The organism is Plantactinospora sp. KLBMP9567 (genome assembly GCF_033446045.1).
GTDB lineage: Bacteria > Actinomycetota > Actinomycetes > Mycobacteriales > Micromonosporaceae > Plantactinospora.
Map to the genome: position 1 here is coordinate 37,726 of NZ_JAWQRR010000049.1, position 13,049 is coordinate 50,774.

General features: G+C 72.7%; 14 protein-coding genes. 8 read left to right on the plus strand and 6 right to left on the minus strand.

Going from position 1 to position 13,049, the window contains the following annotated elements; translation table 11 throughout:
* Positions 1–15: 15 nt before the first annotated feature.
* Together R6Y94_RS36570 and R6Y94_RS36575 are read right to left on the minus strand one after the other, a co-directional pair.
* A complete protein-coding gene (locus R6Y94_RS36570; protein ID WP_318396417.1) occupies positions 16–1,812 on the minus strand; it encodes an acetyl-CoA carboxylase carboxyltransferase subunit alpha in 1,797 nt (598 codons plus the stop codon).
* Positions 1,809–2,150 (minus strand): TcmI family type II polyketide cyclase, encoded by a 342-nt coding sequence (locus R6Y94_RS36575; protein WP_318396418.1) that lies wholly within the window; start codon positions 2,148–2,150, stop codon positions 1,809–1,811. The genes R6Y94_RS36570 and R6Y94_RS36575 overlap by 4 nt, the downstream gene beginning before the upstream one ends.
* A gap of 584 nt (positions 2,151–2,734) precedes the next feature.
* Between R6Y94_RS36575 and R6Y94_RS36580 the strand changes: the two genes are divergently transcribed.
* The 4 genes from R6Y94_RS36580 (at position 2,735) to R6Y94_RS36595 (ending at position 6,571) form a co-directional block, all read left to right on the plus strand.
* Entirely contained in the window at positions 2,735–3,526 is a 792-nt protein-coding gene (locus R6Y94_RS36580; protein WP_318396452.1) for an AfsR/SARP family transcriptional regulator, read from the plus strand.
* 334 nt (positions 3,527–3,860) lie between these two features.
* On the plus strand, positions 3,861–4,205 hold the full coding sequence (locus tag R6Y94_RS36585; protein ID WP_318396419.1) for a TcmI family type II polyketide cyclase: 345 nt from the start codon (positions 3,861–3,863) through the stop codon (positions 4,203–4,205).
* Positions 4,205–5,554 (plus strand): NAD(P)/FAD-dependent oxidoreductase, encoded by a 1,350-nt coding sequence (locus R6Y94_RS36590; RefSeq protein ID WP_318396420.1) that lies wholly within the window; start codon positions 4,205–4,207, stop codon positions 5,552–5,554. Before R6Y94_RS36585 ends, R6Y94_RS36590 begins: the two co-directional genes overlap by 1 nt.
* A 93-nt stretch (positions 5,555–5,647) precedes the next feature.
* A complete protein-coding gene (locus R6Y94_RS36595) occupies positions 5,648–6,571 on the plus strand; it encodes a helix-turn-helix domain-containing GNAT family N-acetyltransferase (protein WP_318396421.1) in 924 nt (307 codons plus the stop codon).
* Positions 6,572–6,584: 13 nt separating this feature from the next.
* Here R6Y94_RS36595 and R6Y94_RS36600 read toward each other — a convergent pair whose 3' ends face one another.
* A complete protein-coding gene (locus R6Y94_RS36600) occupies positions 6,585–6,725 on the minus strand; it encodes a hypothetical protein (protein ID WP_318396422.1) in 141 nt (46 codons plus the stop codon).
* Complete coding sequence (locus R6Y94_RS36605; RefSeq protein ID WP_318396423.1) at positions 6,719–7,723, minus strand: LacI family DNA-binding transcriptional regulator; 1,005 nt, start codon at positions 7,721–7,723, stop codon at positions 6,719–6,721. Before R6Y94_RS36605 ends, R6Y94_RS36600 begins: the two co-directional genes overlap by 7 nt.
* A gap of 342 nt (positions 7,724–8,065) precedes the next feature.
* Between R6Y94_RS36605 and R6Y94_RS36610 the strand changes: the two genes are divergently transcribed.
* From R6Y94_RS36610 to R6Y94_RS36625, 4 genes are read left to right on the plus strand one after another with little or no spacing between them, the layout of a single operon-like run.
* A complete protein-coding gene (locus R6Y94_RS36610) occupies positions 8,066–8,992 on the plus strand; it encodes a PmoA family protein (RefSeq protein ID WP_318396424.1) in 927 nt (308 codons plus the stop codon).
* On the plus strand, positions 8,989–9,741 hold the full coding sequence (locus tag R6Y94_RS36615) for a cupin domain-containing protein (protein ID WP_318396425.1): 753 nt from the start codon (positions 8,989–8,991) through the stop codon (positions 9,739–9,741). Before R6Y94_RS36610 ends, R6Y94_RS36615 begins: the two co-directional genes overlap by 4 nt.
* A gap of 33 nt (positions 9,742–9,774) precedes the next feature.
* The gene (locus R6Y94_RS36620; RefSeq protein WP_318396426.1) at positions 9,775–10,854 is read left to right on the plus strand and encodes a Gfo/Idh/MocA family oxidoreductase; all 1,080 of its coding nucleotides are present in this window, start codon (positions 9,775–9,777) and stop codon (positions 10,852–10,854) included.
* Complete coding sequence (locus R6Y94_RS36625; RefSeq protein ID WP_318396427.1) at positions 10,848–11,915, plus strand: PmoA family protein; 1,068 nt, start codon at positions 10,848–10,850, stop codon at positions 11,913–11,915. Before R6Y94_RS36620 ends, R6Y94_RS36625 begins: the two co-directional genes overlap by 7 nt.
* Positions 11,916–11,946: 31 nt before the next feature.
* On the opposite strand, the gene R6Y94_RS36630 is transcribed toward R6Y94_RS36625, so the two are convergent.
* Together R6Y94_RS36630 and R6Y94_RS36635 are read right to left on the minus strand one after the other, a co-directional pair.
* Positions 11,947–12,357: a nitroreductase family deazaflavin-dependent oxidoreductase gene (locus R6Y94_RS36630; protein WP_318396428.1), complete on the minus strand. Its 411-nt coding sequence runs from the start codon at positions 12,355–12,357 to the stop codon at positions 11,947–11,949.
* A gap of 177 nt (positions 12,358–12,534) precedes the next feature.
* Positions 12,535–13,023, minus strand: a complete 489-nt coding sequence (locus R6Y94_RS36635) for a DUF5994 family protein (RefSeq protein WP_318396429.1) — start codon at positions 13,021–13,023, stop codon at positions 12,535–12,537.
* Positions 13,024–13,049: the final 26 nt, after the last annotated feature.

Genomic DNA, 13,049 nt, shown 5'->3' on the forward strand with positions numbered 1-13,049 from the left:
GGATCGCCGCGGCGGTCACTCCGGCCCCGCTTCCGACGGCAGCACGCTGGCCGCCGCACCGTACCGGCGGAAACGCCGCCGACGGCGCCGGACCAACTCTGCGGCGGGTACCTCGAGCAGCGGCGCCAGGTTCTCCAGCAACGCCCGGCGGAGCAGTCGGGCCGCGCCGGCGGGATTCCGGTGCGCACCCCCGGACGGCTCGGCGACGATCTCGTCGGCGACCCCGAGCCGCAGCAGATCGGGTGCGGTCAGCCGGAGCGCGTCGGCGGCCTGCGGCACGGCCGCCCGGTCGTGCCAGAGGATCGCGGCACAGCCCTCCGGGCTGATCACCGAGTAGACCGCGTTGCGCAGCATCAGTACCCGGTCCGCCACGGCCAACGCGAGCGCCCCGCCGCTGCCGCCCTCGCCGATGATGACCGCGACGACCGGGATCGGCAGCCCGGTCATCGCGAGGATGCTCTCGGCGATCGCGGCGGCCTGGCCCTGTTGCTCGGCCTCCACCCCCGGGTAGGCGCCCGGCGTGTCGATCAGCGTCACCACCGGTAGTCCCAGGCGGGCGGCGAGTCGCATCACCCGCATCGCCTTGCGGTAGCCGGCCGGGCTGGCCATCCCGAAGTTGCGGGCCCGCAGCTCCCTCGGCTGGTGCCCCTTCTGGTGCCCGACCACGGCGACGTACCGGTCGCCGAGCCGGGCCAGCCCGGCGACGACCGCCGCGCAGTCGACGCCGAGCCGGTCACCGTGCAGCTCGACGAACCCGTCGAAGGCGGTGGCCAGGTAGTCCAGCGTGGTCGGCCGGCCGGTGTGCCGGGCGGACCGGACGATCCGCCAGGCATCGGTCCAGTCGTCCGGGCCGGCGTCCCCGCGCCACGTCCCGGCGGCCGGGTCGGCCGCGGCGCCCGACAGGCCGTTCGGCGGCGGCAGCGCTCCGGTCGCACGGTCCGGAGTCGACGCCGTCCGGGCCGGACGGCCCGGGGCCGAGGCGGCAGCGGCGAGCAGCCAGCGCAGCCTGGCCCGCAGCGCCCGCCGCTCCACCACCATGTCGACCTGGCCGTGCCGGAGCAGGAAGTCGGTGGTCTGGAAGTCGGCCGGCAGCGTCTGCCGGATGGTCTCCCGGATCACCCGGGGACCGGCGAAACCCAGTCGGGAACCGGTCTCGGCGAGCACGATGTCGGTGCAGGTCGCGAAGGACGCGGCCACTCCGCCGTAGGTGGGATCGGTGACCAGGCTGACGGTCAGCAGTCCCGCCTCGCGCAGCGCGGCGATCGCCTGGCTGATGGTGGCCATCTGCATGAGCGCCAGCACGCCCTCCTGCATCCGGGCGCCACCGGACGCGGTGACCAGCAACAGCGGCAGGCGGTTGGTCAGGGCGTGCTCGGCGGCCCGGGTGATCAGCTCCCCGGTGACCGAGCCGAGACTGCCGCCGAGGAACCGGAAGTCCATCACGGCCAGTACCAGGCCGTACCCACCGAGCGTGGCGGTACCGCAGAGCACCGCCTCGGCCAGGCCGGTCTCCGCCCGGGCGGCGGCGAGCCGCTGCGGGTACGGCATCGAGTCGACAAATCCGATCGGGTCGACCTGGGTCGCCGGGCCGGGCAACTGCCGGAACGTGTCCCGGTCGACGAGCTGGGCTATCCGGTCGGGCGCGTCCAACCGGCGGTGGTCACCACACTCGGGGCAGACGTCGAGGTTGCGCCGTAGCCGCTTGCGGTAGAGCAGCGCCGGGCAGGAGCGGCAACGTGTCCACGGCTGCTGGTCGAGGTCGGCGGTGCCACGCCGGCGCGGGATGGTGCCGGTCGGCGTAACCCCGGTCATCGCCGTGCCCCCAGGTCGGTCGGGGCGTCCCAGCGGTAGAAGCAGCGCGCCATGGCGTCCGCCGGTACCCGCCAGTTCGCCAGGTACGGCGTGACGTGCGAGGCCAGCCGCTCGCTGACCCGGACGAACTCGGGGTGTCGGCGGGCGTTCTCCACGGCGGCGGAACCCGGACTCTCCGTCTCGATCAGGTGCACGTACAGGTCGTGCAGCCGGTAGAGCGAACGGTGCCGTACACCCACCAGTCGGGGCAGCTCAGTCCGGTCCGACTCGGCGAAGATCTGCGCGACCTGTCCTTCGGCGGCCGGCACGACCTTCGCGACGATCAGTGAGCGATCCATGACGCAGCCTCCCTGGGCGATTCCGCGATCCGGATGGGTGACACCGGCACCCGGCCGCGACAAGAGCCTCTCCCCCGGCTTCTCCCCCGACTGCGACCTCGTCCGAACGACTGGTGACCACCCTGCCCACCGGGTGTCAACGGAATGTCACCCGATCGCGTACGACTGCTCCCCGACACGGTGACGCTCTGGTGACGGCGGTCCGGCACAATGCCCGCCCGTGCCTGGGCAGAACGGCTCGGACGAAGCGCTGCGGCGACCGTCCGCGACCGCTCATGCCCAGCTCAGGGCGGTTGTGCAGGGACCGAACGGCCAGGTCGGATTGCCGACCGGCGGATTGACCGAGCGTAACGGTGATTGATAACGTTCGTCACGCTTTGCGGTGTCGGTGCCCGACCGGGCACGACGCCCCCCGAGCGGCATCGGCATACCGGAGAGCCGGGCGGGGCGGTCCGGGCAGGGCGGACTTCGGGACACGGGTTCCGGGTGCAGGAGGGTGGGCCGTGACTCCTGACGAGAGCGAGCCGCGCGACGAGGCACGCCGGGCACCGGCCCACCCGTCACCGCGCCAGTTCGGCCGGACGATCCACCTGTTCCTGCTGGACGGCTTCAACCTGCTGCACGACGGGACTCCGGTGGTCGTACCCCGTGGACTGCAACGGATCATCGCGCTGGTCGGATTGCGGCCGGGCGCGACCCGGGCACACCTGGCCGGTCTGCTGTGGCCGGACACCCCGGAGGAGCGGGCGATGTCGTCCCTGCGTACGGCGCTGTGGCGGCTGCGTCAGGAGGGCAGTTGCCCGGTGCTCACCACCGGCGACACGGTCCGGCTCGATCCGGCGGTACGGCTGGACATCGACGACCTCGTCCGGGCCGCCGAGCGGGTACGCGACGGCGGCGACCCCCGCTGGGCGGCGAGGATCCGTGGCGCCGGACGGCACGACCTGCTCCCCGGCTGGTACGACGAGTGGGTGCTGCTGGAGCGCGAGCGGCTGCGCCAGCTCCGCCTGCACATGCTGGAGGACATCGCCCGGGGTCACCTGCACGCCGGGCAGCACGGCGAGGCGTTGCAGGCCGCTCTCGAGGCGGTCCGCGCCGAACCGCTGCGAGAGACGCCGCACCGTCTGATCGTCGAGATCCACCTCGACGAGGGCAACGCGTACGAGGCGCTCCAGGCCTTCTACGTCTACCGTGACCTGCTGCTCCGCGAACTTCAGCTAGAGCCGTCCGAGACGATGTCCGCCCTGCTCAGTGACCTGCTCGCGCCCATCGCCCGGCCGAGGGGGGCCCGCCTGTCGGGTGCCCGGCCGTCGCCGGGGCGCGCGGGGGCGTACCCCGACCGGTCGGCGCTGCCGGCGATGCCGGTGCGGCGCTGATCCCCGGCCCCGCGTCACCGGCACGGCAGCCGGTCTCTCCGTCGCTGCGGCGCGGCGCCGCATCGTGGCGCGGCGGCGGGCGGCACGGCGGCGCATTCTGGCTCGGCGGCGTCACCGCCGCGTCACCGGAGGACGACGACGGCGCCGGCGGTCGGTGACGGTCGGGTGACGTCAGCGCCGGCATGGTGATCGAGCCCGATCGGACGGCCGGCAGGTTGTCCGGGCCGCACCTGGTCCGGAGGCCCTGCCGGACCCGGGTCCGGGGCGGCCAGCCCGCCCGGCGGTTCCGTTCCCTCCCCAGCCTGACGGCGAGAGCATCCACCGAAGGAGTCCAATGAATCGCGTACTGATCGTCGGCAGGATCGTCCCGGGCACCGAGGAGGAGATCGCGAAGATCCTCGCGGAGTCCGACAACACCGACCTGCACACCGTCACCGGTGTGCGGCACCGCTCGCTCTACCACCTCGACGATCTCTGCCTGCACCTGATGGAGACCGACGACTCCGCGCCGGCCCGGTTGGAGCAGGCGAACCGGCATCCGCTCTTCGTCGGCGTGCAACAGCGGCTGGGTGCGTACATCTCGCCGTACTCGCCGAACTGGCGGTCGCCGCGCGACGCGATGGCGCGGTGCTTCTACCGCTGGGACGGCCCGGACGCGACGGCCGCGGAAGGGACCTGATGCGCACCAGCCCGATGCATGTGATCGTCATCGGTGCCGGTACCGGGGGCATGTGCCTGGCGCACGGCCTCCGGCGGGCCGGCATCAGCGTCGCCGTCTACGAGCGGTACCGCGACCGTGGCGACGGCCTGCTCGGCTACCGGGTCGGGATCAACCCGACCGGCTGCCGTGCGCTGCGGGAGTGCCTGCCGCCGGAGCTGTTCACCACGTTCCTCGCCACCTGCGCCCAGCCGCCCCGGTATTTCAACGTGCTCACCGAGCAACTGCACCGCACGGCCTCCTTCGCGCTGCGCCCCGAGGCCGACCCGACCAGCATCGACCAGTCGGTCTCCCGGATGACGCTGCGCCAGGTGCTGCTGACCGGTATGGACGACGTAGTGCACTTCGGCAAGACGTTCACGCACTACGCGCAGCACGACGACGGCCGGGTCACCGCGTACTTCGCCGACGGCACCTCGGCCACCGGGGACCTGCTGGTCGCCGCCGACGGCACGCACTCCGCGGTACGCCGGCAGTACCTGCCGCACGCCGAGGTAAGGGACGCCGGGAGCATCAACATCGCGAGCAAGATCCCGCTGACCGAGCAGACCCGTGGCCTGCTCACCGAGGAGATGCACCGGGGCATCTCGCTGATCTTCGGTGCCGGCGGCGTGATGGGCGTACTGCACGTCATGGAGTTCGGGTGGGACCAGCGCGGCTCGGTCAAGCCCGGGGTCGGGGTCACCGACGCCCGGCTGATCGGGCAGTGGCCCGGGCTGCTCTTCGACAACACCCGGGACTGCATCAACCTGATCATCTGGAGCGCCGCCGACCGCTTCCCGTCCGACGTGCTGGAGTTGCGCGGCGAGCGCCTCGCCGAGGTCGCCCGGGAGCTGACCCGGAACTGGCATCCGAACCTGCGCGAACTGTTGCGGCTCAGCGACACCGGCAGCGTCATCCCGATCAAGGTCGCCACCTCGGTACCGGTGCAGCCCTGGCCGAGCAGCAATGTGACCCTGCTGGGCGACGCGATCCACACCATGACGCCGGGGCGGGGGGTGGGCGCCAACACCGCGTTGCGGGACGCCGCGCTGCTGCACCGACAACTGGTCGCGGCGGCGGCCGGCGCCAAGCCGTTGCTCGGGAGCATCGCGGACTACGAGACGGAGATGATCCGGTACGGCTTCGCCCGGGTCGCCGACTCGCTGCGGACCAACGGCACCAACGGCGACGACCCGATCTACAAGCCGGTCATCGGCCGGTTCGCGATGCTGGCCGCGCGCGGCTATTTCAGCGTGACCAGCCGGCTTCCGCCGCTGCGCCGCCGGTTCGTCGACGAGCTGTACAACTACCGGGGCGCGGAGACCTGACCGGCCGCCCGGCACCCGACCTGGGCTTAGCTGCGGTCGGACCGAAGAAGGCAAGACTCTTGACATTGGCAAAGGATTTGTTGAAATAGGCATATGGCTTCCCCGCTGACACCCCAGGCGAGCGCGGTACGCGACTTCAACCGCTTCTACACCCGGATCATCGGCGTGCTCGACGAAGGAATGGTCCACACGCCCTTCTCGCTCACCGACGGCAGGGTGATCTACGAGCTGGCCCAGCGCCCGGCCACCGAGGTGCCGACACTCCGCCGCGAACTGGGACTGGACCCCGGCTACCTGAGCCGCATCCTGTCCCGGTTCGCCGCCGACGGACTGGTGGAGCGCAGCCAGTCACCGGTCGACGCCCGCCGGCAGGTGGTCACGCTGACCGAGGCCGGGCGGGCCGCGTACGACCTGTTGAACCAGCGGACCCAGACCGAGATCGAGGGCCTGCTGACCCGGCTGCCGGCGGCGGACCGGGAACGGCTGGTCGAGGCGATGCGGACGATCCGGGGAGTGCTCGGCGAGGCGACGCCGCCCCGGGCGTACCTGCTGCGGCCGGTCCGTCCCGGCGACCTCGGCTGGGTGGTGCACCGGCACGGCGTCCGGTACGCCGAGGAGTACGGCTGGGACATCACCTGCGAGGCCTTGGCCGCCCGGATCGTCGCCGAGTACGTCGAGGGGCGCGACCCCCGCCGCGAGGAGGCCTGGATCGCCGAGCTGGACGGCGCGCCGGTGGGCTGCGTCTTCTGCGTCCGCCGGGACGACGAGGTGGCCCAGTTGCGCCTGCTGCTGGTCGAGCCGGAGGCCCGGGGGCTGGGCATCGGCACCCGTCTGGTCGACGAGTGCCTGCGTTTCGCCCGCCGGGCCGGTTACCGCGAGATCATGCTCTGGACCAACGACGTACTCGCCGACGCCCGGCGGATCTACGAGAAGGCCGGCTTCGAGCTGCGCGAACAGGCTCCACACCACAGCTTCGGCCACGACCTGGTGGAGCAGACCTGGTGGCGACGGCTCTGAGCGGTCGACCAGTTCACCGGGCGGTCGCCGCCGGCAGAGCGCCGAGTTCCTCGACCACCCCGGTCAGTCCCCGGCGCTGCTCGCGCAGAGCCGCCGGACGGCCGGCACCGCTCCCACCCACCCGGCGCGACAGCCACTCCGAGCGGGTCAGCACAGCGCGGGCGTACTGTCCCGGACGACCACCTCGGCACGGATCCGGCGCAGTCGGGGCCGTTCGGCCCGGGGCTGCATGACGAGTTCCAGGGCGGCGGTGCCGACCTCCTCCAGCGGCAGTCGCACCGTGGTGAGCGACGGCGTGACGTCCCGGAGCGTGACGATGTCGTCGAAGCCGGCCACCGCCATCCCGCCGGGCAGCGGTACCCCGTGGTCGCGCAGCGCCGAGATGGCGCCGACCGCCATCACGTCGTTGACCGCGAAGACGCAACCGGTCCGGAGGTCGCGAGCGAGCAGCTCCCGCATGGTGGCGTAACCGCCGTCCCGGGTGAAGTCGCCGTACGCCACCTGCGTCCTCGACAGCGTGACACCGCGGTCGGCGAGCCCGGCCTGGAACCCGGCGAGCCGGTCCCGGGCGGTGAGCAGGTGCCGCGGCCCGGCGAGTACGGCGAACCGCCGGTGCCCCAGCTCGACCAGCCGACGGGCGAGCAGTCTGGCCCCCTCCCGGTTCTCCAGCAGCACCGTGTCGATCGGCAGGACGCGCTGGCTGATCAGCGCGACCCGGGCGCCCGCCTCCTCCAGGATCCGCAACTGGGCGCCGAGCCGGTCCCGCAGCGCCCGGTCGGCGGTCCGGCTGCCGGCCAGGATGACGGCGCGGGGCCGCTGGCCGCGCAGGGTCGCCAGGTAGTCGAGTTCCCGCTCGGTCCGGCCGGTGGTGCTGTACATCATCACGATGCTGCCGTGCCGCTCGGCGGCGCGCATCACGCCGGCCGCGATGGACGAGAAGAACGGGTCCGCGATGTCGTGTACCAACAGCCCGACCACGTTCGTGCGGCCCCGGGCCATCGCCTGGGCGGGCGCGTTGGCGGAATAGTTCAGCGTGGCGGCGGCGGCGAGCACCCGGTCCATCAGATCCGCCCGCACCTGTCGGGTGCCGCTGCCGTTGAGCACCCGCGACGCCGTCGCCACCGACACCCCGGCCTCGTGGGCCACATCCATCAGCGTGACGGTTCTGGACGATCGCTTGATCATGGTGGCTGCCCCGCGAAGCTGGTCGGTGTGGCGTCCGGGCCGGCGACCCCGCCCGGCATCCGCACCCTACCGCCGGGCCCCGCGATCGGGTCCACAGTGGCCTCCCGGCCGGTTACCACCGCACCAGCCGGCCGGTGACGGCAGCGGACCAGCCCACTCCGTCCGCCCCGGCAGGTCGAGCGGCCGGCACAGGTCGCGGAGTGGCCGCCGAAAGTCTTTCGGGCCGTGCTGGATCTTGACGTTGCAGATGGAAGGCGGTTAGCTCGGGAAAGCGGTTACCGCACGCCACCGAAAGGCACCGTCGCTTCCATGACCTCCGCGTCCCACACCACCGCCCGGCTCAGCGTCACCCACGAACACGGCCGTCAGGTCGTCGTCAACGCGGACGGCGTGGACATCGCGACCTACGTGTACGACCCCCCGACCCCGGCCTTCGAATCACCCAAGCCCTACCTGCACCCGCTGCGTACCCTCGACGGAGCCCTGGTCTCGGCGTACCGGCCGAACGACCACCGGTGGCACAAGGGGCTCCAGATGACCATCTCGCACCTGTCCGGGCAGAACTTCTGGGGCGGCAACTCGTACGTGCACGGCGAGGGCTACCAGGTGCGGGACAACGTCGGCCGGATGCGGCACGACGCCTTCGACCTGGTCGACGCCAGCCCGACCGAGCTGACCCTGCGGGAGTCGCTGACCTGGATCACCTCGACCGACGAAGACTGGGTCGCGGAGCGGCGGGAACTGCGGATCCACGGGGTGGACCCCGGACGCGGCACCTGGATGCTCGACTTCCGTACCGAACTGCGCAACATCCGCGGCGCGGAGCTGCGGGTCGGCAGCCCGACCACGCACGGCCGGCCGAACGCCGGCTACACGGGGTTCTTCTGGCGGGGGCCGCGCGGCTGGACCGGTGGCGAGATCATCACCGCCGACGGCGGCGGCGGCCCGGAGACCATGGGCCGGCAGTCCCCGTGGTTGGCGTACACCGCCGAGCACGACGAGGTCGACGGCGGCGGCACCGTCCTCGTCTTCGCCGGCACCTCCAGCGCGGCGGTCCCGCTGAAGTGGTTCGTCCGCAACACCCCGTTCCCGGCCGTCAACCCCTCGCCCGCCTTCGACGAGGAGGTGGTGCTCGCCCCCGACGAGACCCTCCGGCTGACCCACCGGGTGGTCTTCGCCGACCGGGCCTGGCAGCGGGCCGAGATCGAGGCGTTCGCCGCGGAGCACGCTCCGTGACCGCCGACGACGGCACACCGCCACCCTTTCCCGGCGCCGTCGGCATCACCAACCTGCGGGTCTATCCCTGGCAGACCGACGACGGCCTGCACGGCGGCACGCCGCACGTGCACCTGTGCTGCACCGAGTGCTACGTCGTGGTGGGCGGCCAGGGGCGGCTACAGACCCTGACCCGGCGGGGTTTCGAGGAATCGCCGCTGGCCCCGGGCGACGTGCTCTGGTTCACCCCGGGCACCATCCATCGGGCGGTCAACGACGACGGCGCGCTCCAGGTCGTCGTGATCATGCAGAACAGCGGGCTGCCGGAGGCCGGCGACGCGGTCCTCACGCTGCCGCCCGAACAGCTCGCCGACGTGGCGACGTACCGGCGGGCGGTCTCGCTGACCGGGCCGAACGGATCCGCCCCGCCCTCGGCCGAACGGGCCCGGGCCCGCCGCGACCTCGCCATCGAGGGGTTCGCCGAACTCCGCCGCCGGTGCGCGGCCGGCGACACCGCCGCGCTCGACGACTTCTACGCGGCGGCCGCCGCCCTGGTACGCCCGCAGCTCGACGCCTGGCAGGAGCGGTGGGAGCAGGGGCCGGCGGCGGTGAGCCGGCAGACCGGAGAACAGCTCGACGCGCTGCGGGGCGGCGACCACAGCCACCTCGCCGGCGCCACCGTCACCCGGATCGTCCAACCCGAACAGACGACGCTCGGCATGTGCGGCTTCCTCTCCCCGTACGACCCGCTCCGCGCCCGGCGCGACTGAGCACCCTTGCACCACGTCGCTAAGGAGCACCTTGTGGAACCCATCCGCGTCGCCGTGGTCGGGACCGGAAACATCGCCCGGCTGCACGCCGAGGCGCTGCGGCAACTCGACGACGAGGTGCGCCTCGTCGGTGCCGTCGACACCGACGCCGGCCGGCTGTCGGCGTTCTGCGACCGGTACGACGTACCGGCCCGGCACCCCGACGTGGCCAGCCTGCTGGAGAAGGAGCGGCCCGAACTGCTGCACGTCTGCACCCCGCCCGGCTCGCACCACGAACTGGCCCTCGCAGGTCTGCGGGCCGGGGCCAACGTGCTGGTCGAGAAGCCGCCGACGCTGAACCTCGGCGAACTCGACGAGCTGGCCGAGGCGGAGCAGCGGTACGGGGCGGCGCTGGCCACCGTCTTCCAGCACCGGTTCGGCACCGGCGCGCTGCGGCTGCGCGCCCTGCTCGCCGCCGGGGTGCTGGGCCGGCCGCTGATGGCGGTCTGCCACACCACCTGGTTCCGCCCGCAGTCCTACTTCGACGTGGAGTGGCGCGGGCGCTGGGACACCGAGGGCGGCGGCCCGACGATGGGCCACGGAATCCACCAGATGGACCTGCTCTGCGCGATCCTCGGCGACTGGACCGAGGTCTCCGCCCTGGCCCGGCAGCAGGCCCGGCGCTCCGAGACCGAGGACCTGAGCATGGCGCACGTCAGCTTCGCCAACGGCGCGGTGGCCAGCGTGGTGAACAGCCTGCTGTCGATTCGCGAGGAGAGCTACCTGCGGTTCGACTTCGAGCGGGCCACGGTCGAGGTGACCCACCTGTACGGCTACGGCGACGACGACTGGCGGATCACCCCCGCACCGGAGTACGCCGAGGAGGTGCTCGCGGCCTGGCGGACCGGCGCGGCCGGGGTCCGCAGCAGTCACCAGGCGCAGTTCGCCCAGGTGGTCCGGAGCCTGCGTGCCGGTACCCCGCCGCCGGTGACCTCGGCGGATACCCGGCGGACGATGCGACTCGTCGCCGGGGTGTACGCGTCGGCGTTCACCCGCAGACCCGTCCGGCCGGACGACCTGGGTGAGCACTCGCCGTTCTACCGGCGGATGCAGGGGGACGGACCGCGATGGTGAGCAGTCCACTGGTGCCCGCCGCGGCCACACCGCCACCGGCCGTGCCCGTCCCGGCGGCCCGGCCGCCGCTGCCCGCCGCCGTACCGGACCCGGCCGGGGTCACCGGCGGTCCGGGGAACGGGTTGGCCGTCACCCACGACGTCGGCCGGTCGGTGCGGGTCGGCTGGGGCGGCGCGGAACTGTTCCACTACGTCTACACCCCGGCCGAACCCCGGGAGGAAGCGCCGCGACCCTACTTCCACCCGCTGCGGACCCTCGCCGGCAACATCGTCAGCCTGTACCGGCCGCACGACCACCTCTGGCACAAGGGGCTCTGCTTCGGCATCTCCCACTTCGGGCCGGACAACTTCTGGGGCGGATCGACCTACCTGCGCGGCCAGGGGTACCGCAAGCTCGACAACATCGGGGTGGTCGAGCACCTCGACTTCCCGGCGCTGCGCAGCGACCCCGACGCCGTACGCCTCGTACAGCGGCTGCGCTGGGTGGGCCGGGACGGCCGCCCGGTGGTCTCGGAGCGGCGTCGACTGGCGGTGGCGGTGTGGGCCAACCAGAGCGCGTGGCGGTTGCGGTTCGAGACCGCATTGCGCAACGACGGCGACGCGGTGATCACGATCGGCAGCCCGACCACCCAGGGCCGGGACAATGCCGGCTACGGCGGACTCTTCTGGCAGGGACCGCGCTCGTTCCGGGGCGGCCGGGTGGTGACCCCGACCGGAGTCGGCGCGGACGAACTGATGGGCTGGCGGGGTCCGTGGCTCGGCTTCGTCGGCCGGCACGACGGCATGGGGCCGGCCGAGACCCTGGCGTCGACGCTGGTCTTCCGGGACGATCCGGCGAATCCGGGCGCACCCACCCGGTGGTTCGTCCGCACCGAGCCGTACGGCTGTCTCGGCCCGGCCCCGTTCTTCGACCAGGAGTACCCGTTCGTGCCCGGCACCGAGCTACGGCTCCGCTACGACGTCGTGGTCGCCGACGGCGAACGGGACCCGGCCGGCTGCGCCCGGTTGGCCGAACGGGCCGGCGCGACCGAGTTGCTGACCGACCCGGCCGGGGACAGGTGATGCTTGCCGGGCGGCGGGGGAGCACGGTCGGTCAGCGTCGTGGCGTGAACCGCACGAAGGGGATCCGCCTGCCCACCTCGCGGTAGTCCGACACGCTCCCGTCGACCTCGAAGCCCATTATCTTGCAGAGCCTTCGGGCGGCCGCAGGGTGACGCGGCGCGTACCGGGCCATGATCTCCGCGCCCGCGTCGGCGGGAATCGGCACGGCGGTCACCTCGAGCGTCCGGTTGCCGACCTGGATGGTGGCCTCCGGGGTCTTCACGACGTTGCGGTACCAGTCCGCGCGCTTGCCGAAACCGGAGGCTGCCACATAACCGTGCTCGTCGTGTTCGAGGACCTCGACAACCGCCTGCCGGTGGATGCCGGAAAGCCGGCCGACGTGGCTGAGCACTCGCACACGGCGGTCCTGCCGATCCGTCCCGACCTGGATCCTCCGGGACACCGCACGGATTCGCCAGCGGTCCTGCCGTCGCCGGGCAGGACTGCGCGAAGCGGTCGGACTGACCGGCCCGGACCTGCCGCCAGGCTGGCCCTCGCCGACCGGGGCGGCTCGCCGGCGGCGCCGGTCGTCAGGGAGTGACGCGCCCGTCGGCGGACCCGTGGGGGTCCGCTCGGCTTGTCACCGCCCTCGTGGCCCGGTGCTCTCCGTTCGAGGAGCCGCACCGGCACCCTCGGCGAGGATCGCCGGTGCGCGCATGGTGTTGGTCGGATCGGCTGCCGTGGCCATCGCCCGCTCGGCCGCCGCGGCCGTGCTGCCGGGCGGCACGACGAGCAGGTCGAGCTGGTCTCCACGGTCGGTGGTGGCGATCAACAGTGCGGCATCCAGCGAGCTGAACCAGCCCACCCGGACGACGTCGTCGCCGGCCGCGAGTCGGCGGAACCGCACGTCCCACGCGCTGCTGTTGAGTACCACGTTCCGGATCCGTCCGTAGCGGCCGGAGAGAGCCAGCACAAGTCCGGGGAGTTCAGCCACCGGATCCCAGGACCGGGGCCACCAACCGCCGTCCAGGACCGCCCCGCGGGTTCGGGCGGGGGGAAGCGACAGTCGGGGTGACGAGGGCGGTGCCGACGGAACCCTCGTCTCGCGTTGAGCTGCGGTAAGCATCATCAGCCATCCTTCTCGGTCCAGGGGTG

Coding starts and splice junctions, on each gene's coding strand:
- R6Y94_RS36625 (WP_318396427.1), top strand. CDS start 10,848: ATGGTGAGCAGTCCACTGGTGCCCGCCGCGGCCACACCGCCACCGGCC.
- R6Y94_RS36575 (WP_318396418.1), bottom strand. CDS start 2,150: ATGGATCGCTCACTGATCGTCGCGAAGGTCGTGCCGGCCGCCGAAGGA.
- R6Y94_RS36610 (WP_318396424.1), top strand. CDS start 8,066: ATGACCTCCGCGTCCCACACCACCGCCCGGCTCAGCGTCACCCACGAA.
- R6Y94_RS36605 (WP_318396423.1), bottom strand. CDS start 7,723: ATGGATGTGGCCCACGAGGCCGGGGTGTCGGTGGCGACGGCGTCGCGG.
- R6Y94_RS36570 (WP_318396417.1), bottom strand. CDS start 1,812: ATGACCGGGGTTACGCCGACCGGCACCATCCCGCGCCGGCGTGGCACC.
- R6Y94_RS36585 (WP_318396419.1), top strand. CDS start 3,861: ATGAATCGCGTACTGATCGTCGGCAGGATCGTCCCGGGCACCGAGGAG.
- R6Y94_RS36595 (WP_318396421.1), top strand. CDS start 5,648: ATGGCTTCCCCGCTGACACCCCAGGCGAGCGCGGTACGCGACTTCAAC.
- R6Y94_RS36590 (WP_318396420.1), top strand. CDS start 4,205: ATGCGCACCAGCCCGATGCATGTGATCGTCATCGGTGCCGGTACCGGG.
- R6Y94_RS36635 (WP_318396429.1), bottom strand. CDS start 13,023: ATGATGCTTACCGCAGCTCAACGCGAGACGAGGGTTCCGTCGGCACCG.